Below are 26,268 nucleotides of genomic sequence, written 5' to 3'. Positions count from 1 at the left end.
TAGGGCCCGGATCGTCGTGTTGACGGTCCGGGCCCTACGCCCACTGTGGAACTTAGTGGGAAGCTTGCTCCTGCTCGGAAGCGTTCTTGGTTGCCTTCTGGCCAGCTTCACGCAGAGCCTCGGCTACCTTAGCCAAAGACGGTACGTGGTGTGAGGACCATTCGTTACGGAAACGGTCAGCGTCCGGGCCCTTCCAGTCGGTGGAACCAAGGATCTTAGTCAACGTGGTCTTCTGCTCAGTGATCGCCGTCGAGCCAGCCTGCAGCTTCGTACCGAGAGTCTTGAGCTGAGCAATATCTGCACCCCAAATAGCCATAACATTTACTCCTTCATCATCTGCGGAACCGAACTTTTTCTGCCGGTATCCCCCACATACGGTTCCCGGCGATTTCCGGAAGAACCATTACCTAAAACCTACCCACAGCCCCACACACTGTCGATGGGAACCACTACCCATACACAACAACCCATCACCCAACTGACCCGAAATTGTGGTCCCACCCAGCTCTGGGAACAGCCAAAATTGCAAGTCAGTTGGATGAGTTAGCCGCGGTTTTCTGGTGGCAGCGCCACTTGGATCTTGCGTACCTTTCCGCGGCCAACAATGTAGCCTCGGCCCGGAATGAAGTCGGAGCTGACCTTCCCTAGGGACGTGTTGACCAGGCTGTCGCCTTCGATGTCGCCAGGGTTCAGCAGCAAACCACGTCGGCCGGACTTGAAGGGTTGAGCCAAGGACCATGCCTGCGACCAGGTTGAGGTCTCCGATTCACCCACCACCCATTGCTCGGATTTGAGCGAGGTGGAAATCAACCGCTCAAGGCCCGGCTCGGCCACAGAATCGGTGAACTCGGTGAGGCCCTCGATGAAGATCGCCAGCTTGCCCGGGTTTTCCGAGGAGTAATCGATGAGCTCCTCAATAGCCTCATCGAGCTGATCTGGCCCCACATAGACCTTGTTCCACACCTTGAGCCCGGCCACGGACGAGCGGCGAGATCCAATGTAAATGAGCTCGGTTGCCGGGTTGGACCGGTGCAGCGCATACGCCATGGTCACGAGGGCCACGGTACGTCCAGCAGCCGGTGGACCGGCCACTAGCAGCGGCCCCTTGGCCAAAATCTCGGCGGGCAGCAGCGTCTCGTTGTCCACACCAATAACTGGCTGGTCCAGCGCGCCTATGGGCAAAATGTCCAAGTCCACAGACTCAGGCAAGCGCTCAATACTCGGGGCATGATCTACGCCTTGACGCAGCATTGCCTCGCTAAGCTTGTGTACTTCGCGTGCCTGAAGCGCCAAGTTGGAGTTACCTCCCAGCACCGCAAGCTGCACTTCCATCCCGGCCAAAATTCCTCGCCCGGGCGGCGAAGCCGAGGACAGCACATCTTTGGCCACATCCATGGTCAGGTAGTCGTCCTCGGAGGACAGCCGCAACACCAGTCGGCGTTGGATAGATGCCAAGAGCGACGCCGGCACAGAGTTGGGCCGGTCACCGGAAACAATGAGGTGAATACCTAAGGGACGGCCATCCGTGGCGATCTGCAAGAACATGTCCCACAGCGTGGACAACCGGCTGTATTCATAGGTTTCGCGGAATGCTGACATACCGTCAACCAAGAGGAAGATGCGCTTTTCCTCGGGTCGCTGAGCCAGTTTGCGGTATTCAACAATGGTGGACGCGCGGACTTCAGAGAAACGATCGGAACGGTCGTCAACAATGTCCCGCAGCATTCGCAAGAGACGCCCCACTCGCTCTTCATCGTCACCATTCAAGATCTCACCAACGTGTGGGAGCTCTTCGAGCATTTTTAGACCCGAAGATCCATAGTCGATGCCATAGACCTGTGCCGGGCCACCACGCGGGGTAATCGCCGCGGCAATGGCGATCCCCCGCAAAGCGGCAGACTTTCCAGAGCCTCCAGTACCATAGATGGCCATATTGCCGTCCCGGTCAGGTTCATAAAATACAGTGGGCTGATCCTGATGGGCGGGGTCATCCGCAACACCTAAAAGAAGACGTTCATCAGTACGTGGGTTTGGCAACTTGGAGAAGTCGTAGGTGGTGGCAAGTTCATTAAGCCACGGCTTACGTGGCGGCTCAATGGCCAAAAAATCTGCCGCCTTAACGATGTTCTCAGTCATCCGAGCGATGTCGTTGGGGCCAGCAGGTTCTTCCTTGACTGGCGTTTCCGGTAGTTCCGCTTCCCACGTGGGTCCAGAACCAAAGGCCATCTCAACGATGTCAATGCGGGGCCGTTGTGGCTTCTCTGTAGTCCAGCCACCGGCGTAACCAGTCTGGAATCCTTGCACCCTGCCTGGCCCTGTCTTGGCCGCACCACGGCCTGGGATGGAGGGATCGAAGTATGCAGCGATCGGGGTTCCCAGAATGTCAGTGGCGTCGTCTTCGTCAGCCATACGCAAGGCCACTCGAAGGTTGGTGTTGGCGCGCAAGCTGTCCTTGATCACACCGTTGGGCCGCTGAGTAGCCAAGATCAGGTGTAGTCCCAATGAACGGCCACGTGCAGCAACGTCCACCACGCCATCCACAAATTCAGGGACTTCCGTGGCCAGGGCAGCGAACTCATCAACAATGATGATGAGGTACGGAGGAGCATCTGGGTCAGCTTCTCGCTGCATGGCCAGAAGATCTTTAGCCTTTTTACGGTTGAGCAAGTGCTCGCGGTAGTGCAATTCAGCGCGCAATGAAGTCAGTGCACGGCGAACTAGGTGCGGGGACAAATCGGTGACAAGGCCCACTGTGTGTGGCAAGTGAAGGCAGTCGGCGAAGGCAGCACCACCCTTGTAATCTACAAAGAGGAAGCTCACTCGGTCTGGGCTGTAAGCGGCAGCCATACCCATCACCCAAGACTGCAAGAACTCGGACTTACCCGCACCGGTGGTTCCACCTACCAAGGCGTGCGGGCCCTCATTTTTGAGGTCCAAGTACATCGGTTCCACACCTTTGGAACCAACCAATGCACGCAGGCTTCCGTTGTCCTTACGGTTGGGCCGGGCCGTGGCATGAACCGAGTTGTTTTCCGTCCAGCGTTCGGCAACCGCTTCAGGGTTGTCGAGGAAGTCCTTACCAATCAAGGTCGCGTAGGACACTGCCCGTGGTAGGTCCGAATCATCGGCCACAGGCTTTCCAACGTCTACTACTGGGGAGAGCATCCTGGCCAGTTGTCCAGCCAATTCCGTGTCCAAGGTTTCACAGCTCACCGGGTAGGTGTGCCGGCCCAGACGGACTTGCCCGGTGGTGGTGCCGTTATCGCCGTCGACCACCATAAAGTCACGGCAAGCGGCGGGAAGTTGTTGGACGTTGGAGGCGATCCAGAGGACGTGAACGCCTGAGTCCGCGCCCCGTTCTACAACGCGGGTGAGGCGACCACGGTCTACTGGGGCATCATCCTCAACGATCAGTAGCACGGTGGGCAAAACGGCAGGCGGTTGATCGCCGTTCTCGTTCGCTAGCTCCCCACGCATCAGCGGGCGAGGTTCTTTAGCACCGGCTTCGCGCTGGTCCAACAGGTCTTCAATCCGGGCGATCAAACTTGAGCCGGCGGCCGAACCGGCGGCCAAGTGATCACCGCTGAGAGGGCTGTGGCCCGAACCAACGTGAGGCAACCATTGGAGCCAGTTCCACCGTTCCCTGGATTGTGCGGAGGTCAAAGCCGTCACCACCACTTCGGCCGGCGAGTGTAGACCGACTGCTTGGAGCACAATGCCGCGGGCAACGCCGTCCACCAGTCCGCGAGCACCAGCAATGCCAATTGCACCGGCCGTGCGCAGCTGCGAAACCACCGGCACACCTTCGATCATGGAGAACTGTTTGATGCAGTCCTGCACTTCTTTCATGTAAATCGGTTCGGTCTCATTACCTTGAGCCTCGTCAAAAACCACACGCGAGGGAACAGTTCCCAATCCAAAGCGGAAACCAAGGAAACCGCGGTGTTCAGGACGGTGTGTCCACAAGAGCGGTCCAAGTTTGTAGATCGAGTCCACAGTGTCCGACACGGCTGGCGCCTCTTGCAAACGCACGGAACGCTCAATGTGTTGCTGCTCGGTGAGGTCTTCCCGGAATGCCGTCATGGCTTCCCGGAACGTTTTGAGCTGGTGCTTGTGCTCGCGTTTGGTTTGCATCTTGTGGTCAACGTAGTGGCCCACAATAAACAGCGGCATCATGGCCATAAACACCACGGTGAGCAGGTTTTGTGTCACGGAGAACAGCACGGCGCCCATAATGAGCGGCACCACCAACATGATAAAAGGAAAGGGTTGGTTCTCTTGGCGCTTGGGGCCCTGAGGCGGGACTCGTTTGCGGACCGGGAATCGAGGGACCACGCGCGGGGAACGGTTAAAATCCACGAGCGGTGAGTTCGGTGCCGCGGCGGGGTTGCTGCCGAGCGTGACCACGGAAATAGTCGAATCTCCAATGGTCACAGTGTCTGAGGAGTTGAGGGTGGCTCGTGTGACGGGCAAGCCGTCCATCAACAATCCGTTGGCGGAGTTGGTGTCCACAATTTCGACTGTGTCGCCCACGGTAATGCGCGCGTGCCGTTTGGAACTGAGTGGGTCAGTGAGTAGGACGTCTACGTCCCGGTCGCGGCCGATGTAACTGGTACCGCTGGGCAAGGAAAACTCCTTGCCGGCGTCTGGCCCGGTCAAAACTCGCAAGGTGGCGGCTGCGGGGCCGCGGTTGCGGCCGGGGAGGGCGAACTTGTCACTGACTTGGGTGAGTGACACCACCGAACCTGGCCGCAGCCCGGATTCAAGTAGGTTGACCTTCGGATCCAATACGAGTCCGCGCATTCCCCCGGCCACGAAGGCCTCGTCAATGGTGAGGGATAAGTTCGACGGCGCCGGGGTACCTCTGCGGCTTGGGTCAGCCGCCCATAGTTCTCTGGCGATGTCCGCGACAGTAGCCAGACCGTCAACCGTGACGGCCAGGTCCTTGGTTTCCTCGGCTCCGCGCCGAAGTGTCAACCGGATTTTCATTCGGCGTCGATTCCCCTCATTTTATCGATCAAGTAAAGGTCATCGCTGGTCACCAAGTGCGATGTCACTGAATGTTCCACGAGCCGTGCACGACGGTTGGTGGCCAGTTTTCCGCCACCACCACGCAGCCCCACCACACCAACCCGGTCAAGTTTGTCGCAGACATTGTCCAGTTTTCGGTTGAACCGTGTCAGGGCCCAGCCGAGGCGTTTGGCCGCCTCGGCCGAGGACGGAATGGCGCTAAACCCTGTGCCTTCACGGCGCAGCATTGGCTCGGCGAGGGCAACAATGAGTGCCTTTTGAGAATCGGTAAACACCACGGGACCAATGGTGGTGTCCCCCGCACTGTCGTCGTCTCGAGCTTCCTGCCGGAAGGACGGTGTTTTGACGTGAACCGCGAATTCATAGGTGGTGGGTCCAGCGGTGAAGATGACGTTGGTGTGGCTGAAAACGAGAGGAATGCGCGCACCCGGCGAGAGCCAGGCCTGCATTCCACCGGAGCCATCGGCTACGGTGGCGGAAATCATGCTGCCAACGTTGCTGAGCCACCAAATGCCGTCGTAGCGGGCGATCTGCAGAAAACGCCGGTGCAGGTATGGGTTGTCGTCAACCTCTAGATCGCCTTCACGGCCAATCTCAAAAACGTCCTCGTCAGATGGTTCGTACCACTCGCCGCAAAAATCTATTGCTAGATCCCCCATTTTTACTGCCTCCTCAAAAGCCGGTGCTGCGATTCGTCAATTGTTGTAGCGGCGGATTGTGCTGGCCCTACTGTGGGTAGCATTTTTTTGAGTCATCCCCCTCTGGCGAACCTTGGCCATCGGTGCGGACAATGATCACCTGGATGCAGGTTGGCGCGCCGGGATTGGCTTTAACGGTGATGGATGGCGTTTTGACGTTCGCGTATTCGCCAGCGCCGGTTGCCGTGAGTGTGCGCCATTTGAAGACGTCACCGTTTTTTGGGGCCGGGTTCTTCCAAGTGAACAGCACTTTTCCGCCGGCTGCTGGCGCACCCTTAAGCCCAGCAACGTCAGGAACTGTGGCATTGTCCAGCGGGTCCGCCGGTGGTTTGGACACGGTTTCATTTGGCTGAGCCTTTGGTGCTGGAGCCGTGGAACCGAGCACTATCCCTACCACCACAGCGATGACCAACACGGCTGCGCTAATGATCGCTAACCAACGGTTGCGCTTGCGGGTTCGTAAGAGCTGAGCTTCGTCAATTTCGGTGACTTCAGCTGGCTGAGTTGTGGGCGCTGGCCGGGCCATGGTGGCCTCGACCTCGGGTCCCAGGTCTTCGCGGCTGCCCGGTGGAGTCTGGTTGAAGGCCGAGCTACGGAAACTTGTTGCCGGTGCAGTCGCGTCGGGAGACGCCGCTTGCCCCGGCTGTCCTTGGAGCTCGTAGCTCGATTGCGATGGTGGAGTCTGAGCGCCCACGCTCCCCCGGAGCATGGTGCGCTGGGACCAGTCATCGCTTTCTTTGCCCGGCGCAGTGTTGGACTCGGTGGGCGCTTGCGGTCCTTGAATGCGGGCAGGAAAGGTCCGTGAACTGTTCCCAGCATCCGGATCGATCGAAGCGATAGAACGGACCCGAGTTTCCTCAAAGCCGTCGTCCGGGTGCTGCTCCTCTTGGGAAGCTTCTTCCAAAACCTCAAAAGGGGTCACGGAGAGATTCAGCTCGGCCTGAATGCGCTGCAACGCCAATGCAAAAGCGTGAGCCGAGCTGTACCGCGACGCCGGGTTTTTGGCCATGGCAGTGGCAAGCGCAAGCTCGAGGGACTCGGGAACGTCAGCTCGGCCCAAGCGTGGCACCGGCGCGGTGCTAATCCGGGAAATCAACTGCCCCTGGGAGTTATCGGCGCCAGGCAAAACGAACGGAGAACGCCCAGCCAAAAGTGTGTAAAGGGTGGCACCCAAAGCCCACACATCCACCTGAACGCCATCAACCGGGCCATCCACAAACTGTTCTGGAGGCGACCATGGAATGGACATGCCGGCGTCGTCATCCTGATCAGCACCGAGAGTTCCGGAAATTCCAAAGTCCGTCAGCGCTGGCCGGTTGTAATCGGTGACCAGAATGTTGGCTGGTTTGATGTCGCGGTGCGCAATGCCAGCACGGTGAGCAGTTTCCACCGCAGAGGACACCTGAATTCCGACTGCCAAAACCTCATCCACGCTAAAGCGCTGACGCCGGTAGCGGACATCCAGACTTGGCCGCGAGCAGTACTCCATCGCCAAATAGGAATGACCCTCATCAGTGACTTCAGCTTCGTAAATGGTCACGATGTAAGGGTGCGAGGACAATTGCGCCATCAGGTTCGCCTCAAACTCAAAACGGCGCCGAGCACCCTCAGTTTTGAGGTCTGAGAGCAGAACCTTGACGGCTACTTTTCTACGCGGGCGGTCCTGTTGGTAGAGGTACACATCGGAGAACCCGCCGGATCCCAGCACTGAAATGAACTGGTATCCGGCAATTGCTGGGGGTGGTGCTGCCGGACGTTTTAAACTCACAGAATTTCCTCGAAACGCAGTGAAACATTGTCGCCTAGTTCAGCAATATCGCCGTCAAGCACAATGGCCATTTCGCCTTGGCCCAACCTGCGCGGTGGCTGCCCTTCACGGATCAATACGGTGCCGTTGGTGGCTTTGAGGTCACACAGCATCACGTGCCAGCCTTCTAGGCGAACCTCTGCGTGTGAACGGGAGATATCACCGCTGGGGCTGGCCACCTGAATCAGCCGTGGCATGGTACCGCTCTGAACCCGGGAGACGGACGGTTGGCGGCCAATCACCAAGGACTGGTCCAATTCAATGAGTTCACCAGTGGACACCCGCACCTTGCCCAGGGACGGGCGGCTCACCTGTACAGCGTCAGCAGCCAAAGTTGCAGAGCAGATGGCGCAACGTGAGTTCGTGGGCGGGTTCGCATGCCCGTTGGTGCACACTCGTGCCAGAACCAAGGGGCCATTCGATGTTGCGGCTTGGCTAGGTGCTGGGTGGCTCGGCTGGGGCTCGGGAGCGTCTTTTTGGAGATCGCTTTTCATAATCGTCTGACCGTCATGGTCAGGGTCAGCAGAATCTTCCGGTGCAGGGCCGCCAAATGCCGGAAAGGATTCGTGAGACGGTGCAGGGTATGCCGGTAATTGAGGAGCCAGATTTTGAGGCGCCAGATTTTGAGGAGCCTGGGCCGGGTTCTGCGCGCTGGAGCGGAGCCATGGAACGGAATCTATCAACCCCGAGCTTGGCGCCGAAGCCACCGGAGGGGCCGCAGGCGGTGCAGGTACTGGGTGCGCTGACGCAGGCGGCACCTGAACCGCGGCTTCCTGCGGCGCTGCTTCCTGCGGCGCTGCTTCCTGGGCCGGTGCTTCCTGGTCCGGTGCTTGCCGGTCAGGCGAACCCGTCGGCTTTAGATTCTCTTCGGCCTGACCCTCAACACTTTCGGTGGCGATGGCTTCCTCGGCCTCGGGATCAAGCCGAACGGCGGCTTCTTCAACACTTCGAACCACAGTTTTTTCCCACAAGTGATCATAGGAACTGGTGAGTTCATAGCTCGGAGTGCTTGGGATCTGGGTTTCCCCCGTAGTTTCAGACTCCCCTGCGACATCGTCAATGCCCTGGTCCTGATCGTGAACCCCGACGGCTACTTCGGGTTCACCTTCCTCCCGTCCAGCCTCGTTAGGCCCGGCTTCCTCGAGCTCAGCGTCGTCCTCATCGAGACCTGTAGGGACAACTGTGAGGCCAAGCTTTGCAGACTCATCAGTTTCGGCAGTTTGGGAAGATGCCGTTGTGGCAGCATCATCAACGCGTACCGTGACGCTCAGCCCGGCAAGCCGAACTACACCTTCTATCAGTGGCAAGGTCAGTGGCAGGTAGCCAAGCTGAGACGCCGAACCGGGCACCTGAGAATCCGCTTGAGGCTTGAGCTCAAAGGAAATCGGCTGAGCTAGCCACCGTTCGCTCCACGTAGTAACTTCCCGCCCGGAGAGCTCAACACTGCCGGATTCGAGCCTGACACTGAGGTCAATCTCCCCGCGCAGAAAAACCCTCAAGGAGTCACGGAAATCAACTATCGCGAAGGACGGGATGCTGGTGAGTTCGCGGCCAAAACTACTCGTGACGCCATTAAGAATCTGATGAACCTCGGGGGCCGTGCCCAGCAGCTCCCAAATCTGGCCAATGATGTTCGGCTCAGTGTTCGGACCAAGCAGCACTACGTGGCCCTCGCGCACCATCGCAAACCACTGACCCGTGGTGTAGCTACTGCTGACCATTATTCTCATCCTTCGGCTCAGCTGCTGCTTCCGTCGTCGAGCTTTCGGTCATAGTTGGATCGTTTTCCAATGGACCGGTCTCGAACTCGCGGTCGCCGCCCATTAAGGCGTGTAGATCCACCACCTCGTTGCGCGGAAGTGTATCTTCGTCGTCATCATTGGGGCGGTGACGCGGGGCGGTGGTGCTGACGTTTGACTCGTTGAGCACATCCTTGGCGTCAACTACCACCACCGTCACGTTATCGCGTCCACCATTGCGCAGCGCCGCTTGAATCAGGGCATCCACAGCGTCTTGGGGGTGGCCAATAGTGCTCAGAATGCGGAACATGTGATCATCCGAAACCTCGCCATTAAGCCCGTCTGAACAGACCATAATCCGATCGCCCTCATCGATGGGCAGCAGCCAGAAATCAGCTTCAGTTTCGTCGCCTGTCCCCACCGCGCGGGTCACCACGTGCCGACGAGGGTGCACCGACGCTTGTTGCGCCGTAATGTCGCCGGCATCAACGAGTTCCTGAACCTCAGAGTGGTCAACACTGATTTGGGCGAATTCGCCTTGGCTCAACCGGTACGTCCGAGAATCACCGATGTTCATCACAAGCCAGTAAGGGATGCCCATTTGTTCTACTACCACCACACCGGTGAGGGTAGTTCCGGCTCGGGCCCCCGTGGCTTCGCGAATTTCGGCGTCGGCCTGCAGGATTACTTCCTGGAGCTCTGCGGCGGTGGCGTTTCGGTGGCCCGCCGTCAACATGTCGGAGCTAGCAAGAGCGCGCACACACATACCGCTAGCCACCTCGCCGGCCTCATGGCCACCCATTCCGTCGGCTACAGCGAAGAGTGGATCTGCGGCAACAAACGAATCCTCGTTGAGTTCCCGACGCAACCCTCGGTCCGTGCCATAACCACAGGTCAGACGGAGTTGTGGATGGCGCTGTTCCGTGGTGGGCGAGGGTGTTGCCGCGTCTGGCTGTGAAGTCATGATTGTCCTAGCTGAAAACTGCGGTCCCCGAACGTCACGGTCGAACCTGCAACAACAAAAAATGGTTGACCAGCCGTGAGCTCGATGTTGGAGCCGTCAGCCTGCTGGACGCCACTACCGTTGGTTGAGTTTCGGTCCGTCACCCATAGCCCGTTGGCTTCGACCCGCAAGTGCAGATGAGTTTTTGAAATAGAGCGCCCCGGATCCGGTACCGCCACAAGCTGGTCCACTGTCTCGCCGTCGTAGCTTGCCGGGTTTCGACCCATCAGGGCCGAACCGTTGAGGCTCAGCTCCCTACCGTCGTCGAGCCGAATATAAACGACGCCGCCTGCCACGGGTGCTGGCGCGCTCTTCATCCGGGTTCGGTCAAGGTCATCGTCCGGGTGGGCTGGTGCAATTGGGGCGAAGCCTGGCTGAGGTGAAGCCTGCTGCTGGAAACCTTGAGGAGCGAAATCCTGTTGGGCTGCTGGTTGTTGAGCAGTCTGCGGCGGGGCAGGCGGCATAAACGCCGGTGGTTGCCATTGGTTGGGGTTGTGGACACTTTGTTGTTGCGCGTCAATGACCCGTGCTGCGCTCTGGACTCCTGAATCTTGGGCGCCAGAGATCTGTACGCCGGAGTTATGCGCGCCCTGATTCTGGGCCATTGGTACCGGTGAGTTAACCTCGCGCACGGCAGGCAGGTCCAAGGGAGCAAAGCTGTAATGGCCTGCGATCCCACCACTGTTTACCGGGTTACGGCCGGCTTTAACATCAAAAACCAAGGATTTCGCGGCCTTGTCATGCCAGCCTTGGCGTTTTCCGTTGCTATCCCACGCGTTCGAGACTGCTGTCAGGATTCCCCACGCCGCTGCAATAACTGCAGTACCGATTACCACCCACAACACGATGGAGAACCATTGAAAAACTATGCTCAAGACCACTGCAATAACACCAAGAATCGCACCGGCACCCATAATGACGCCGCGCACAAACACCGGCCCGCCGCCCGGGGCATAGCCCTCAAATTCAGTGGTGCGCAAGCCCAAAATGGAATTGCCCACGGTCTTGCCAGTACCAGATTCCCAGATGCATTGGAACACGATGTATGCCAGCGTCAGGCCGATCCCGATGGACCCAAGTAGCACCAATAAGGAGGTGTCGTAGGTGATAAACCCACCAGCTGAGGTACTGGTGATCGAGTTGATACCAATGCCAAAGGCCAAGCCAAGCACTATTACGGGGCCAGCCCAATCCAAGGCTTTAGCACCAAGCCGCTTGGAGGCTGCGGCATTTGCCAGGTCCTGTTCAGCCATCGCGCCGGAAGCTCCCCCTTGTCCATGGTCATTGACTCCAGCAGCAGCCGAAGACATTACCGGGATACTACCGGGATTCTGTGTGCTCTGTGCAGAACCCCGGCCCATCAAGCCGCGCTGATCCGAGTCTACGTTCCGTTGAATCCTGGCGGATCGGTTAGCCAGAGCAGCACCGCAGGATAAACAAAATGACGCACCTGGCCGCAGCTCCTGCTGGCAGCTTTGGCATCGTTCCGTCATTGCGCTCATCGTCGGTCACGATCCCTTCTGAGTTCGCTTCGCACAATCGTTTCTTCGCTGACATCTTGTCCGGATAGATTTCCGGCGCTCTCGCCACCGGTAGAAGCGGGCGAGGCGTTGGAGTTGGCATGGCCGCTGGCACTTGTGTTCTCGCTGGCGTTCGTATTGCCGCTGCCGCTAGGAGCAGTCCTGGCGCGAGCCGAACCTGCGGCACCAGATCCGGCGTCACCTACAACAGCCGAACCTTTGGAACGCCCTGAGCGCGAGCCCATTGCTGCCCGAGCGTCGGCCAGCAGCGAGCGCGGCGAGAACTTGGCCCGCTGACGCTGCCAGAAACCCAACTCGCCAGTCATTTCTTTGATCGACTGATCCACATGTGACCAGTACCCGCTAACCTCCTGCTCATCCGGTTGCCCTGCCCCGAAAATTGCGGCATCTGCACGGTTGGCGAGCATCGTGGTGGTTCCTTGGCTCTTGGGGAATGACTCCCCCACCACCATGGCGGCTTCACGCCGAGTTGCGCGTGGATTCAATGTGGCACCAAGGTCAGTTGCGAGGCTGAGGATTTCGCTCCAGCCTCCACCCACACGCTGGGCAGGATCACCGGTGGCAAAGCGACGCTTACGCCGGCGCGATTTGAGCAGCGCGATCAGGATCAGTGGGATAGCCAGGATGGCGATCGGGATTGCTGCGATACCAATCGCTGACAACAAAGCTCCCCAGAACAACCATGGATCGTTCTTCTTCTGATCTGCGTCGAGCGCATCGGGTGAAGAGTCTGCTGGAAGTTCGGCCGGCTCCTGTGGCGGAGGTGGCGGTTGCAGCACTTGTGGCTTGGGCTTTGACTTGTTTTCGGGGTCCGGCGGGATCGGCACGTTGTCCTTGGGCGGTGTGGGATCAAAAGCCACCCATCCCACCTTGTCAAAGGCAACTTCAACCCATGAGTGGACGTCTTTCCCCTTGAGGGAGACCGTGTGTGCACCGTTTTCAGGTGTTTTGGGGTCCGGGTAGAAACCCATCACCACACGGGCCGGGATACCTAGCTGGCGGGCCATCAGGGCCATGGCCACTGCGTATTGTTCGTCATCACCCAGCATTTGTTTTCCGCTGAGCAAGCTCTTGATGCGGGCCGCGCCGTGGCCGGACAGGCTGGGTAGTTGCCCTTCAGAAACCAGCCCGTTGCTGAACGCTCCCTTGGTCCGGAAGTGGGCTTCGAGCTGGCGGACACGTTCAATTGCTGTTGGTGCATCTGCCGCGATGTCGTTGGCTAGCTGACCGACCACAGGAGGCACTTCAGCTATTTCAGGCATGGTGATGGACGCGAAACCGTATTGCGTCATCTGACCGTGTTCGAGCGCAACCGGCTGGGAGACCTGGACTTTATATTCGTCGCCTTTGGACAAGCCAGTTTTACTCAGCGTTGTGTCAGTCCCGGAGTTAAAGAACAAGCTCTCGCCGGCCCCGGATGCATCGCTGGGGAATTCGATTCCAGTGGTTTTGGTGCCACCGGGAACAAAGTACCCCTGGTAGTCCTGAACTTTTACATCCAGACTGTAGTCGGTTGTGGGGAGCGCCGAAGAGTCACCGGCCAGGGTGTTGATTGAACGCGAGTCCCCCACCTTGGCGAAGTTGCCCGAGCCGTTGGGGTCCATGTTGTAAACACTGCCGTTGAAAGCGTCCAAAGCTGCGAGGCGCAAACGGCCATCCTTGGGCAGGCCTGTGACTTCAAAAAGGGTGTCGTCTTTGTGGTCTTTAACGTAATTCCGGAATGAGGCGAGTGGGGTGATGTAGTCGCGCGGGTCAAAGGGTGGCACCACAGTGTCGCGCAGTACTTCGCGGTTGTCCGCTGCTGTAAGCACCGGTGCTGTCACAGTGGTGATCAGTACCGCCCCGGCGAGCACTGCTGCGCCCATCCCCATGCGGCGAAGCTTGCCGCGGCGCTGGGCTCCGGCGTCGGCCTCTGGCCGGTTGGCTGACACCGCACGGGTGTCATTACTTCGCAGTGTGTCCCGGCGGAACGTCGCCCACGTAATGCCCACCAAGGCAAGTCCCAGCCCACGTTCAACGTTCAGGAAACTGGCGCTGGTGCTAAACGCAATGCCTGTAACAAATAGCACCAATACCGGCAGCAAGAGCCAGAACGGGCTCCGTAACCGCCACGTCAATAGCCCCGCGGCCAGCGAACAAAGCATCGCCGAGAGGAACGGAACAACCAACATGCCACCAGCTGTCCCTACTGGAACACCAACGGTGAGCATGTCCTTCCATGAGAAGACCACACCGAGTAACAGGGTCCGCAAGGACTCAAACGAGGGTACGACGCCGGCAATCGCCGCATCCGGCACAGCCAGTGCGGTGCCAAAGAGCAAGTACGCACCCAAGGTGATGGCTGCCGTAATCAGCGCGCCGAGCCGGAAGTGGACACTAGCCAAGGCGATGCCTAGGCCGAGAACCACCCCGCCAAAACCGGCTACAAGGTAGCGAGGGTCGCCACCGAAGCTCAAGCTAAATCCGAGCAGGCCAATTCCCAGCAGGGCCACGAGTGCTGCAATGTCCACGCCGAGATGCCACGCCGGACGGCCGTCTTTAAAGGGTGATGGTGTCACAGCCAGGCTCATGCTGCTGCCTTTCTGAGAACAATGGCCAAGTCATCCAGGCTGCCCAATGTCACCACGGTTAGATCCGCAATGTTGGCTCGAGCGGGGGCCGCCCCGCTTTGAATACGGACGGCCAAAGCACGCACTCCCGGCGCCACCGATGCTGCGCAGGATCGCAATTGGGAAGGTGTGACGTGGCTGCCAACCACAAAAAACGTCACCGAGGCGTTGGGGACTGAATCGGCCATTGTTCGGGCCAAGTCAACGGCTGTCTTGCGTGAGGGGGCACCCATGATCTTGGTGGCATCATCAAGAAGGTTTCGGCCGGTCTCACAGCGCAGTGGTCCCTTTTGGGTCAAAACGTCCAACTCGCGTTGTTCAACGATGGCCTGGCGACCAATAGATGCCGCTGCGGAGATGGCGAGTTCAAATTCGGCCTCTGACTCGTATTCGTCAGTGTTGATAGACAAGGCAATGGCGAGGTGCGCGCGGCGAGTTTCCTCGAACTGGCGAACCATCAGTTTGTTGGTTCGTGCAGTTGTTTTCCAGTGAATATGGCGTCTGTCATCCCCGGGCACGTACTCGCGCAGCGCGTGGAAAGACACGTCCGCGCTAGAAAGATCCGTGGTGGGCATTCCTTCAAGGTCGCGAATGAAGCCAGCTGCTGAACTTCCCAGAGCCACCGTTTTGGGGTGAACAAAAAGGTCCTGAGGTTCGGTCCACAAGACTTGACGGCGCAAGAGGTTAAACGGGTCAGCTCGTACCGAACGCACGGGCCCCACCACAATCACAGCACGGCGTGCTGTGGGGATAGTAAAGAGGTCTTCGTGGATCTGGCCGGGGCGCATCCGCGGCAGATGGAAGATCGCGGTGGCGCGTCCCACTGGCAGTTCAAGCGCTGCCGGCAGGAGCGGACGTTGGGAGGTGTTGGAGACTTGAATGCTTCCAACTGCGTTGTCGCCAACGGCTACGCGAGTGCGAGCCAGATCCAACAACACTCCGTAGGAGGAACGGCCCACAATAAAAGCGATCGCAATGAGCAAAAGAACGACGGCGAGAACGGCTGCGGTTTTGGCTTCCTGCCAGCCAAAAATGCTGCCAAAAACGCCCAAGAGAACAGCTGCTCCTAAGACTAGCCAGCCCAGCGGGCTAATCACGCCGAACACCGGTGCTAGGTACCTCTTTGAGAAGTCAGTGGTAGCTTTGACAGCTGGTTCCATAGCCTCCCCGGCGGCGCCGCCAGCGACCTTCCACAGCGACTTTGGGTGAAGCTTTGTCCTGCGTCTGTCGCGGTGGAAGGGCTTTTTAATCCATTCCCCCGCCACGGCGAGCACATTATTCTTGCTGGGCATTTCAGAGACCTTTTCTAGGGCGCGAAGAATGGCGCCGCCGAACCGTGCGAGTTGTCTAGACGTTGCTGCGCTGTTGCGGTGCTGCAACGTCGTTTAGCACTCGGTTCAGGACTGCTTCTGGCGTGGCTCCGGAGAATTCTGCCTCCGGGTCCATCACAAAACGGTGGGTCCACACCACACCTGCAAGTTCCTTGATGTCATCCGGCAGAACAAAGTTTCGGCCTTGGGCAGCGGCCCACACTTTAGCTGCACGAACCATTGCCAAGGCGCCACGTACAGAAACGCCCAAGCGGGTTTCCGGTGCGCTGCGGGTTTCTTCGCACAAGCGTGAAATGTACTCAAGAACTGCGTTGTCCACGTGGTTGGTCGCGGCCAGATCAGCCATGTCCGCGATGGCGGCGGTGGTGATAACCGGCGAGAGTTCTTTGGAACGGTCCTTCACGGTGGCGCCGCCCAAGAGCTGAACGGTAGAAGCGTGGTCCGGGTAGCCGATGGAGGTTTTGATCAAAAAGCGGTCCAGTTGGGCTTCCGGAAGACGGTAGGTACCGGCCTGCTCAATGGGGTTCTGGGTAGCGAGCACAGTGAAAGGCCGCCCAGCCTCATAGGTGACACCATCCACCGTCACGCGAGACTCTTCCATCACTTCAAGCAGCGCCGACTGTGTCTTCGGCGATGCACGGTTAATCTCATCGGCCAGAACAATGTTGTTGAAGATCGGGCCCTTGTGGAACTCAAACTTCTGGGTCTTCTGATCGTAGATAGTGACACCAGTGACATCCGAGGGCAAGAGGTCCGGGGTGAACTGGATACGGTTATGCGAGCCCTGCACCGTGGCGGCCATGGCTCGAGCCAGCATGGTTTTACCTGTGCCAGGTGCGTCTTCAAAAAGCACGTGCCCTTCGGCAAGCATGGCCATAAAGGTGAGACGAACTACATGGGATTTGCCCAGCACGGCCTGACCAACGTTGCCAACCAGCTTGTCAAAAGTTCCGGCAAACCAGGTGGCCTGCTCAGTGGTCATTGTCATTTGGAATGCCCTTCATTGTTGGTGCGAGAGATCATATTCAATTCAGGTCAAAAACGTCAGGTCAACAGCGCACGTTGCCGCTTACCACGTGCACAGTGTCGGCACGTGCCCAACGACCGCCAAGACCCTTGCCGCTGTCAGCTGGTCCAGTGATGTGGTACCAAGGCCTTCCGTTAAACGATTGGCATCGGTCCACTGGTGCAGAGCCGTCACTGGTGCTGAACCACGGGTAGGGTGCTCCTGGTCCACCTGGGCTGGCGACACCATAGCAACGTTTTGGCGGTCCAGCGCTCCAGCCAGATGCAGTTCCATCCTTGGGCTCTGTACAGGTGTTGTAGGTGTCACCGTTGACAGCAATCTTGTTGCTCGGTGGCGGTGGTGGCGGCGTCGGATCGGAACCGGACGTCGACGTCGCGCTACCCGCTGGCCCGGTAACAACAGTTACGGCCCGAACCCTCAGCGTGTGCGACTTGGACCAACCGCCGCCAGAGTACGACTTGCTGTTGGCCGTACCCACGTTTGTCCAGTCTCCCGCGTCGAAGCTGACTTCATAGTGGTTGAGCGGACGGCCGTTCGTCGCCGGGTTGTTCCATGAGAAGTCAACTTGGTCAACGCCTTCCCGGGACGTAGAACCAGAGACGTTGGGTGCGTTCGGTGGTGCGTAAGGGTTGCCCGTACCGATGTTTTTCCCGTCTCCAGAGAGGCTGCTCCGGGAAGAAACCGCAATGATGTTCACTGCGACATCTGTACCGTTAGGCTGCCCGCCGATCGTACCGCCACCTACCGGAATAGGCCCTGAACCGTAGTTAGTGTTCCAGCGGTATGAAATCTCACCGGCCGTAGAGCCGTTGCGCTGCGCCGCAGTAAGCGGCGTGAAGGTGATTGCAAGTTGCCCGCTGGATCCTGTTGCTTTAACCGTGCCGCCGCTAACTTGGCCAGGCTTTCCTGCAGCACGCACCTGGTTGGAGGCACCACTGACTTCACTGGTGCCCGCCTTGTTGGTGGCGGACACGGTGAAGCTGTAGTCACTTTCCGAGTTAGAAACCCGCACGTTTTGGCTTGTTGCAGCGGTTTTGACGGTGTTAACAACTTTCCCGCCTTGGAGCGTATTCAGCGTGTAGCTAGATACTGCGTCACCGTTGTTGTTGGGCGCCTTCCAGCTCACGGTCAATTGGCTCTCGTTGCCCACCGGTCCGGCAGATTGCGCAGTCGGCGGTTCCGGGCGCATTGGAGGTCCGGCTGGAGTTTCGGCTGCAGAATATGAGCTCCATTCCGAAGGTTCCGGTGCCAGGTTTGATGCGCGGACCCGGAACTTGTAAGCAACCCCGTTTTTTAGCCCCTTCCATACAAAGCTGGTGCCAGTGAGTTTCGGCTGTGTTGAGATGCCGTTTGGCGCTGCCGGAGAGATTTCCAGCTCGTAACTCGATACAGGAGAGCCCTTAGAAACAGGGGCCGTCCATGCAACGGAAATCTGTTTGTCACCGTATTTTGCCGTGGGTGCCGCGGGCTGCTCAGGACGACGGTCTGGGCGAACTTCCGCAGAGGGTGCGGAAGGTTCAGAATCGCCCAAATCGTTGGTAGCGATCACCGTGAAGTGGTACTTGACGTTATTGGTGAGCCCTTTGAGGGTGCAGGAGTTAGCCGGGCAGGATTGTGAGTATCCGCCCTCACCCTTGACCGTGTAGTTTTTCACCGGTGATCCCCGGTCAGCAGATGCCTTCCAAGTCAACAATGCCGTCTGGTCACCGATATTGCTGGCCAGTGGCGTGCCCGGTGCGGTGGGCTTGTCCTTGACGGTAAGGCGAATCCGCGCCGTGGCTTGCCGCGACGGATCACGCTTTTCGTCCTGAATCGTGTAGGAAACAATCATGGTCCCGGTAAAACTTTGAGCCGGGGTCACCACCACACCATCGCCCTCAGCAACAGCCCCACCGCTACCGGTCTCGACTTTCGCGGAGATGATCTTCAAGCTCGGGTCCGGCAAGAAACTCTTGTCGTTGGCAAGGACCATCACTTTTACGGGTTTACCGGCGGCGGCGTTGGCTTCAACGTCGTCGTTAGCTACCGGAAGCGGCTTGGCGGAAACCTTCGCCGTCATTGCGTAACTAGCCGTAGCGGTTCCGCCCCGCCCATCGCTGACCTTCACCTGAACGGTGCCGGAAGTCCCATTTTCAACGTCGCCGTCAAGGCTCGCTTTTAGAGTTCGGCCATCCAAGCTGACCTTGAAGCCCTTTGCGTCGTTCGGCAGTAATTCGTACTTGAGTTTGTCGCCGTCGTCTTTGTCCGGGTCGGTGGCCAGTTTGGACAAGTCCACACTCGCTTCGCCGTCTTCAGGGACGTCAAGTGCACTCCCCAGCAAGCGGGGAGGATGGTTTACCTCCGGCGCCCCGATGACCTTGGTCATGATGGTGAGAGTTGACTTCAGCCCATTAGGATCATCCGGGCCGAAGCCATCGGTGACTTCGAAACTAATGGAACCTGGGCCGGCGTAGTCTTTCGCGGCCGTGTACTTGATGGCAGTGCCGTTACCCGCGATCGGATCGCCTCCAGCAGCTCCAATCAGCTTGACGCGATCGGCCTGAGTGATGCGCGGGCTCTTGCCGTCACGGACTTTGACCCACTCTTTGAGGTTAACAGTGACCGAATCGCCAGCTTTGAGCTCAATAACATCATTTTTGGCAAGAACCGGAAGCTGCTGGCCAACGCCTGGGACCCAAATAATGGCTGTGGCCTTTTGGCCATCAACGTCTTCTACCGTGTACGGGATCAACTGGGGTCCTTGTTCCAAAGTGACCACCATGTTGCCGTTCGAGCCGACTTTGGCGTTTTTGTTCTCGCTACCCAGTTTGAGGTTCTCCCCCACGCCGTCAGGGTCTTCGTCATTTTTCAGCACAGGAACGTCCACGGCTGTTTTGCCCAAAGTCTGTGCCTGGGTCACTCGGTCGTCACGGGCGATCGGTGCTTTAAGCGGGACGTTGTTTTTGACGTTGAGTCGAATAGCCGCGTCAGAGGTGGCGCCACGTGAATCGGCCACCGTGTATCTCAGTGAGACAGCTCCCTCTTTCGACGGTGCCGTAACAATGACGCGGCCGCTGACGTCACTAACTTTTGCTTGAAGCGCAGGATGAGCGTCCACACCATTCTTCGGGACACCGATCGGGTCCCCATCGGGGTCAGCATCGTTAGCTAAAGCATCAACGGCAATCTGGCGTCCCGGGCGGACGTCAACAGTATCGTCCGCTGCAGATGGTTTTTGGTTGTTGTCCGGTTGCGGTGCAATACCTACCGTGACAGTGCCTGTGTTGGTGGCTCCTTGACGATCCACCACTTTGTATTGGAAAACGTCAGTTCCGGCACCGTTGCCTGCAGCCACGAAGTCTATAAAGTTGCTTCCGAGTGTGGCTGTGCCCATGCTCGGAGCCGATTCAATGCCACTGAGCTGCACCGAGTCGCCGTCAGGATCGATGCCATCCAGGGGTACCGGAATCTTGATCTTTCCGCCTGCCATCACACGAGCCGTAAGGCTCTGCGGTTGAGGGCGCGTGTTTTCACGCCCTTCTAGCGGAAGGATGTGAATGGTCACTGGAGCAGCGCTCTTTTGCCCCTGGGTATCAACCGCGTTGTAAATGACGCGGACTGTTTTCGGTGTTGAGCCTGCAATGAACCTGACCGTGTCTTCAGAGACAAAAGCCTTGCCGTCTTCTTCGGGGACCGTCTGGGTGAGCGTTGGAGCCACCGTCAGCTTGTCACCCTGAGGGTGGGTGTCGTTGTTGAGGACAGGAATGGTAACCACGTCATTGACTCTGACGTTAACTTCGTCCGGACGAGGTTCAGGCGCTTCGAGCACACTCGGTGCGGGAACCGGAACAACTGAGACTGTTCCGTCCGCGGATTCATGTCCATTTGAAATCTTGTAACTAAAAGTGAAGGGCTGCGTGTCTCCTCGAATATCGGTGACACGCAAAACATCATGGTTGATCACGCTCACCGAAGCTCCGGCGGCTGGATCTACCGTAATGGATTGCACCACCAAAACACTGCCGGCAGGGTCATCATCATTCGCCAGCGGATCTACCAGCACGCTCCCGCCCGCCGGCAAGAGCGCAACATCATGAACGGCTACGGGTTTACCCGGGTCTTTACCTGATTCCACATCAATGCGGATCAGGCCCGCGTTGCTCTGCGGACCATTGCTGGCGATATACGTCAAATAGATCGGACCGGCATTACGCGCCTTAAAAGTGAATGTTCCACCGTCAGTGATGGGCCCAATTTCGGCTTGCGAGTTGGCTTCAACACTGGCCAAGCGCAAGGTTCCACCATTCGGATCAGTGTCATTCTTGAGCGGCGAGACCACTAACTCTTGCCCAGCCACGGCCGTCAAGTGGTCAGCATTGACCAGTGGGACTAGAGCGCCAGGAGGACGCACGTCCACCACCACACGAGCCGTTGTGGTTTCCCGCCCATCCCAAATCTGGACTGTTACGTTCTTTTTGCCTGCTGTAGCACCCGAGTCTTGGTAACTCAGCAAACCGTCCCTGCGGACTTTTACTTGATCTTGGGGGTTGTCCATCTTCGCGTCGAGCAGGACAAGGTCGTCGCCGTCGGGGTCTGTCCAGTCAGTCAAGATGTTTTGGCTGACTTGCTTACCTTGCTCCACCACAAGGGTGGTGGGACCGTCGCGCTTGAACTTTGGTGGTTTGTTTTCATTCGGGCCCACAATCGTCAGCGAAACGCGTCCCGTTGCTGATCCGTTCCGCCCGTCGGCGGCTGTGTAATCAAAAGTTTCGGTGCCGGGGCGAGCGTCGCTGGGGACGGCAATTTGAAACCCTGTTCCGCCATAAATGCTCTCCACCTTTCCTACCTTGGGGCCGTCACCAGCAACCGAGGCGGTGAGAATATCGCCGTCTGGATCAGTGTCATTATCCAAAATGGGCATCAATACCGTTTTGCCGGGGCGCACACCATAAGAGTCTGGCTTCGTCTGGGGCGGGCGGTTCGGTTTGGTGCGGTCGGGAAGGACATTTTTGGCGGTAGTATCCGCAGAGTCGTTGTCCTCTTCGTTGGACTGGTCCTTGGGCGGCAGAACTTCATCCCAGTTGTTGACCAAAAGCATGTTCTGGTTCACGAGCCATACGTTGCCTGAGTTCACGTCATTGAGGACTACAAGGCTGCGGTTAACTCGGAACTCATACTTGGGCGAGGCGCTGGCCTTTGGTACATCCACGGTGCGGTCATCGGCGTCGTTAGGGCAGTCTCGGACGTATTTGTTGGCGCCGGCCCAAGCGGAGTGGGTGCAACCGTCAACATGGACCGGTGCCGTGGGGATTCCCTGCCCGCCGAATTCGATCGTTTTGGAATCTCCCCCGCCCAAAGGAACTTCAATCAGGGCCTTGGGTGTGGCAACGGAAGCGTATTCGCCTGCAATGCTGCTCTGCTGCAGACGAGCGTCTTTGGCATCCGGAATCTGGACCTTTTTGCCGCCTGGAAGAATGAGGTTCCCACTGTTCGGGTCCAAAACCACAGGTTTGTCCCCCACTACGGCCAGCTGAATATCACCGGCACCCTTGAGCGCTTCTACCGAGGAAGTCTCTGTTTTGCTCGCCCGCCCGTCTGCGTCAACGGTGACGGCGGTGATCTCGCCCTTTCGTGGGTCAGCGGTGTAGATACGGTCGTCGCCACCCACGGCTGTCACAAGTCCTTCGGATCCAGTGAAGGCTGGTTCAGAAGACTCTTCGTCAAATCCATTGATTGAAGCGGGGCTAGCAGCCCAGACCTTCCCTTTGGCTTGGTCTGTAACAGCGAGTACTTGTTGGCCGAAGCTCACGGTGGATGAGCCGGGAAGTTTCCTGTCTCCGCCAAGGCGCACGTTGGCGGCACTAATTTGGTTGATCGTGGCGCCTGCAGCATCGTCAACAAAAACGTTTGAAGCGTTTTGAACTACATCGAACTCGGTGCTCGCCGGAGTAACCGCGCCGTCGAGAGCTTTCGAGGGGTAGTTCAGACGAGCCACGGCGTTTTTGCTTTTGCTCGTCACCCACACGCCACCATCGTTTAGATCGACTTCGGTGGTTTTAAATCCGGGGTAGATGATGGCACCGGCCACCAGTACCGCAGCAATGCCGGTGAAAGCGGTACCGGTGATGATTCGGTTCCGCCTAGTTTTAGCACCTTGTTTGCCGAACGCTTGTGTCACAGCAATTTCCCCTGTTTCGCGGCCACCTGCGCAACCTTATGTCATTGTCTAGCCGTTGATTCCTGTAACGTAGGGCCTTAGTCGAGGGCTTTCCTTGTGGAATTGGCTACACACGCCTCACTGACTATGCCACGAAGTTTGGGTCTCCATCAAGAAAATCCATTCAATGGTGGAAGCTTAAACTAAGCGTAAATCCGCTGTTTTTAGCCTATTTGAGGGCTCTCGAATGCGCCATGGGCCGAGCACCCCATACGGCGCTGATGGTGATCCTGCCGTTAGGCTTGAACGCGTTCCTCGGCTTACGGGTTCCTTCCTTTTGGAACGACGAAATTGCCGCAGCCTTGGTCAAAGCCGACGCCGGTACAACAGCGAGCGCCGAGGATGGCTGTAAAGGGCCCCGAGGTTTGTGAAGTTATGAGGAACGTACCGTCCCTCATTCCGCGTTGAACCAGATTCCACCCGACACCACTCAGCCCACAACGCCATACTTGGCCGTCGCTACCTTAGAACTATGTCGCGAGTAGGGGGGCGTGCAATAAAGCTCAAACGTCATAAATTCAAGCAAAGGGACTAATCCAGCACCAGCCCGTGCCCGGTGCCGCGCGAGAGCACCACGGGTTGGATTTCACCGAAGCCACGAACGTTCTGTGGTTCTTGAGGATCCAGCACAAATCGGTCATCTTGGCTCAGCGAGGCTGCCGTCATACTGTCCACCAGCACGGTGCCGCCGGGTTCTGCGAGCGCCGTCAGACGCGCAGCGAGGTTGACCGTAGGCCCGTAAACGTCACCGAGCCTAGACAAAATCCGCCCCCATACTAGGGAAACACGAGCCTGTGGCAGGATTTCGTCGGCACTGAAAGCTTCTGCGAGCGCTAAAGAAATTTCCGCTCCTGCCGATGGTGTCTCGGCGATGTACAGGACTTCATCACCAATGGTTTTGACCAAGCGTCCGCCGCCAATGGAGATGATCTCTGCGCACTTGTTTTCGAACCGTTGCACCAATTGCGCGAGAGTTCGTTCATTCATCCGCCGAGAGAGACTGGTGTACGAAACAAGGTCGGCGAAACCTACGGCTCGGGCAAGAGGCAACGGTGCGTCGTCTTCGTCTCCGTCCCGGCCCTCCTCACTCGACTCCAAACCGGACTGCGCACGAACCGCCAAGCGTTGCACCGCAGCGTTGAGCTGGCGCCGCCATGAGTAGACAAGCATTTCTTCCAGCGGATCGATCATGGCGGGGAGCTCAGCGACCAAACGCTTTCGGGCTGCGGCGTCGCTAATTCCTTGATTGACCACCATGTCTTCAACCAGGGCCTCTATTTGCCACACCACCATTCGGTCCGTCATTTGGCCAATGGCACGAGTCACCGAAATGGCGGCTTCCTCTTCCATCAGACCGTCACGGACCATTGCGACAACGCGAGTGAGAGCCTCTTGGTCGTTAACGGTGAAAGCTACATCCTCGTCCCCGAGGTTGGGAAAGCCCATGGCTCGCCACAATTTCCGTGCGGACATCAGCGAGACTCCGGCGCCGGAGGCTACGTCGCGTCGCTTAAGCACACGGTCTCCACCTAGGAGCCGTGCTTCTAAAGCTTTGGCCGCGCGGCGCTCTTCGCTCATTTCAGGTTTGCGCTCAGCTGCGACTTCATCTTGGTTTCCGGTGAGGGCGAATTCGGGTGCGTCCCGGGGCTCCGGCATCTTAGCCAGCACCTCTTCAACGTCCATCACTCTCACCTTCTCTCAGTTCCCAAGGCAAACTAGGGTCACTAAAATCTCTTAGTTCATCGTCTTGGCCAGGATTTCCACGGTACAACTCCGTTTTTGGAAGTTCCCTCATGGCCTCGAGCAGAAGATTTCTAAACTTTATTACTTCCGGTACGTCAACGAAGGCAGAAGAGCCAAAGTGCCCGGAATCCAAGGTTATATTCCCCGAATGCAATATCCGTTGCAGCAGCGTCTGTTGCACCGAAATATCACGTACGGTGCTCAACGAATACTGCCGATCTTTGCGCCCCAGCATGGAGCGCTTTTCCACTATGCGCAGACTCGTCAGGATGTAGCGAGTGGAATTCCACCGCAACACTCGTGGGAGCGAGTAGAACAAGATCACCCATACTGCCGCTGCACCGCACGCCAGCATCAACCATGGGTCCCAGAGAGGATCAGCCCACGCAAATGCTTGATGCAGGCGGCCACGGCTTAACCAAGCACTAGCAAACGCTGCAGTTGCGGGCACCACCACAAACACCAGGACTGGCCAAAACAGTGCCCTTGGTTGAGGTCTGGTGGAGACAATAACTTGCTCGTTCGGTAATAGCTCTTTACGCATAGCCGCCGTCGGCAGGGCGCAAGTGGATAACGTCCCCTGCGGTAATTAAGTGCTCTTGCCGCGCGGTATCCATAACTACCAGCGCACCGTACTCATCCAAGCCCTGCGCTAGGCCGGTGATCACTTTGTCTCCAGGTAGCTGGGCACGCACTCGTTGTCCCAAGGTCAGCATGGCGTCCACCAAGAGTTCGCGCAGCGAGCGGCCACCTTGAAGCGCGGCGTTCGGGTCGCCGTCGACCGCGCAAAAACTGCGGTAAAGCGCAGAGAAATGGGTCAAATAGGAGGCCAGAACGGCGGTGCGGTCAGCAGTGCTTGCACCCTCAGCAGCCAAAGATGTTGCTGTGGGTACTGGCATCTCATCAACCGTCATACTCACGTTGATCCCGGTGCCTAGCACCACCGCGGGCGGCGCGCCATCGGTGAGCGGCACCAATTGCGCCAAAATGCCGGAAACTTTTTTCCCGTTGATCAGTACGTCGTTGGGCCATTTAATGCCTGCGGCGAGCCCCGCCGTTTGGGTGATGGTATGACTAAGTGCCAAAGCGGCCAGTAGCGAGAACCACGAGTAACTTTGGGTTGGCAAGGGCCGCCCGCTGGCGTTTTGCGGGCGCAACACCACTGAGACCGAAACGGAGGACAAACGTGGAGACTCCCAGGCCCTGTCCAGCCTCCCTCGGGCTGCCGATTGGTGCTCCGCCGTCAAAACAGAAAAGTCCGGATAGCTGTCCGGATCCGCTGAAACAGCCGCTACAAGGTCCGTGTTGGTTGAACCCGTTTCCTCCACAATCCTCAGCTTCGCGATGGAGTGGGCTCGAAGGAATTCCTCACCAAAAACGCTCGGGTCAAGCGGTGCTTTACCCCCAAAGCGCGTAACAGGTTCCATAAAGCCATCCTATCTACTCCCCCGCGGGGCCCTGGGCGGGCGAAATACTGCGGGCGAAATTGTAGGGTTTCTACAGCGGAAAGGGCGCCGAGCCTTATTAGACTAGCCCTGAAGCT

At 58.1% G+C, this 26,268-nt stretch carries 15 protein-coding genes; 1 reads left to right on the top strand and 14 read right to left on the bottom strand.

Going from position 1 to position 26,268, the window contains the following annotated elements:
• Window positions 1–52: 52 nt before the first annotated feature.
• From ACQR35_RS07770 to ACQR35_RS07720, 11 genes are all read right to left on the bottom strand, one after another.
• Complete coding sequence (locus tag ACQR35_RS07770) at window positions 53–316, bottom strand: hypothetical protein (protein WP_430267017.1); 264 nt, start codon at window positions 314–316, stop codon at window positions 53–55.
• Window positions 317–543: 227 nt separating this feature from the next.
• Window positions 544–4,989, bottom strand: coding sequence for an FtsK/SpoIIIE domain-containing protein (locus ACQR35_RS07765; protein WP_430269700.1), 4,446 nt, complete (start codon window positions 4,987–4,989; stop codon window positions 544–546).
• Complete coding sequence (locus tag ACQR35_RS07760; protein ID WP_430267015.1) at window positions 4,986–5,690, bottom strand: hypothetical protein; 705 nt, start codon at window positions 5,688–5,690, stop codon at window positions 4,986–4,988. The genes ACQR35_RS07765 and ACQR35_RS07760 overlap by 4 nt, the downstream gene beginning before the upstream one ends.
• A 67-nt stretch (window positions 5,691–5,757) precedes the next feature.
• The gene (locus ACQR35_RS07755; RefSeq protein WP_430269699.1) at window positions 5,758–7,497 is read right to left on the bottom strand and encodes a protein kinase domain-containing protein; all 1,740 of its coding nucleotides are present in this window, start codon (window positions 7,495–7,497) and stop codon (window positions 5,758–5,760) included.
• Window positions 7,494–9,257 (bottom strand): FHA domain-containing protein, encoded by a 1,764-nt coding sequence (locus tag ACQR35_RS07750; RefSeq protein WP_430269698.1) that lies wholly within the window; start codon window positions 9,255–9,257, stop codon window positions 7,494–7,496. The genes ACQR35_RS07755 and ACQR35_RS07750 overlap by 4 nt, the downstream gene beginning before the upstream one ends.
• Window positions 9,244–10,239: a PP2C family protein-serine/threonine phosphatase gene (locus ACQR35_RS07745; RefSeq protein ID WP_430269697.1), complete on the bottom strand. Its 996-nt coding sequence runs from the start codon at window positions 10,237–10,239 to the stop codon at window positions 9,244–9,246. The genes ACQR35_RS07750 and ACQR35_RS07745 overlap by 14 nt, the downstream gene beginning before the upstream one ends.
• On the bottom strand, window positions 10,236–11,588 hold the full coding sequence (locus ACQR35_RS07740) for an RDD family protein (RefSeq protein ID WP_430269696.1): 1,353 nt from the start codon (window positions 11,586–11,588) through the stop codon (window positions 10,236–10,238). The genes ACQR35_RS07745 and ACQR35_RS07740 overlap by 4 nt, the downstream gene beginning before the upstream one ends.
• 188 nt (window positions 11,589–11,776) lie before the next feature.
• The gene (locus ACQR35_RS07735) at window positions 11,777–14,389 is read right to left on the bottom strand and encodes a transglutaminaseTgpA domain-containing protein (RefSeq protein ID WP_430269695.1); all 2,613 of its coding nucleotides are present in this window, start codon (window positions 14,387–14,389) and stop codon (window positions 11,777–11,779) included.
• Complete coding sequence (locus ACQR35_RS07730; protein ID WP_430267041.1) at window positions 14,386–15,588, bottom strand: DUF58 domain-containing protein; 1,203 nt, start codon at window positions 15,586–15,588, stop codon at window positions 14,386–14,388. Before ACQR35_RS07730 ends, ACQR35_RS07735 begins: the two co-directional genes overlap by 4 nt.
• A gap of 187 nt (window positions 15,589–15,775) precedes the next feature.
• The gene (locus ACQR35_RS07725) at window positions 15,776–16,747 is read right to left on the bottom strand and encodes an AAA family ATPase (protein WP_430267009.1); all 972 of its coding nucleotides are present in this window, start codon (window positions 16,745–16,747) and stop codon (window positions 15,776–15,778) included.
• Between the two features lie 61 nt (window positions 16,748–16,808).
• Window positions 16,809–22,943, bottom strand: a complete 6,135-nt coding sequence (locus ACQR35_RS07720; RefSeq protein ID WP_430269694.1) for an Ig-like domain-containing protein — start codon at window positions 22,941–22,943, stop codon at window positions 16,809–16,811.
• Between the two features lie 233 nt (window positions 22,944–23,176).
• Between ACQR35_RS07720 and ACQR35_RS07715 the strand changes: the two genes are divergently transcribed.
• Window positions 23,177–23,353 (top strand): hypothetical protein, encoded by a 177-nt coding sequence (locus tag ACQR35_RS07715; RefSeq protein WP_430267007.1) that lies wholly within the window; start codon window positions 23,177–23,179, stop codon window positions 23,351–23,353.
• Window positions 23,354–23,513: 160 nt separating this feature from the next.
• Here the strand turns inward: ACQR35_RS07715 and ACQR35_RS07710 are convergent, their stop codons facing one another.
• From ACQR35_RS07710 to ACQR35_RS07700, 3 genes are read right to left on the bottom strand one after another with little or no spacing between them, the layout of a single operon-like run.
• On the bottom strand, window positions 23,514–24,665 hold the full coding sequence (locus ACQR35_RS07710) for an adenylate/guanylate cyclase domain-containing protein (RefSeq protein ID WP_430269693.1): 1,152 nt from the start codon (window positions 24,663–24,665) through the stop codon (window positions 23,514–23,516).
• Window positions 24,655–25,269, bottom strand: a complete 615-nt coding sequence (locus ACQR35_RS07705) for a PH domain-containing protein (RefSeq protein ID WP_430269692.1) — start codon at window positions 25,267–25,269, stop codon at window positions 24,655–24,657. Before ACQR35_RS07705 ends, ACQR35_RS07710 begins: the two co-directional genes overlap by 11 nt.
• Complete coding sequence (locus ACQR35_RS07700) at window positions 25,262–26,152, bottom strand: biotin--[acetyl-CoA-carboxylase] ligase (protein WP_430267004.1); 891 nt, start codon at window positions 26,150–26,152, stop codon at window positions 25,262–25,264. The genes ACQR35_RS07705 and ACQR35_RS07700 overlap by 8 nt, the downstream gene beginning before the upstream one ends.
• Window positions 26,153–26,268 lie beyond the last annotated feature (116 nt).

The sequence above is a fragment of the Pseudarthrobacter sp. J1738 genome, assembly GCF_050490315.1.
Classification (GTDB): domain Bacteria; phylum Actinomycetota; class Actinomycetes; order Actinomycetales; family Micrococcaceae; genus JBNPEO01.
Note: the sequence above shows the minus strand (reverse complement) of the source record. Positions and strands in the feature narration are given on the sequence as shown.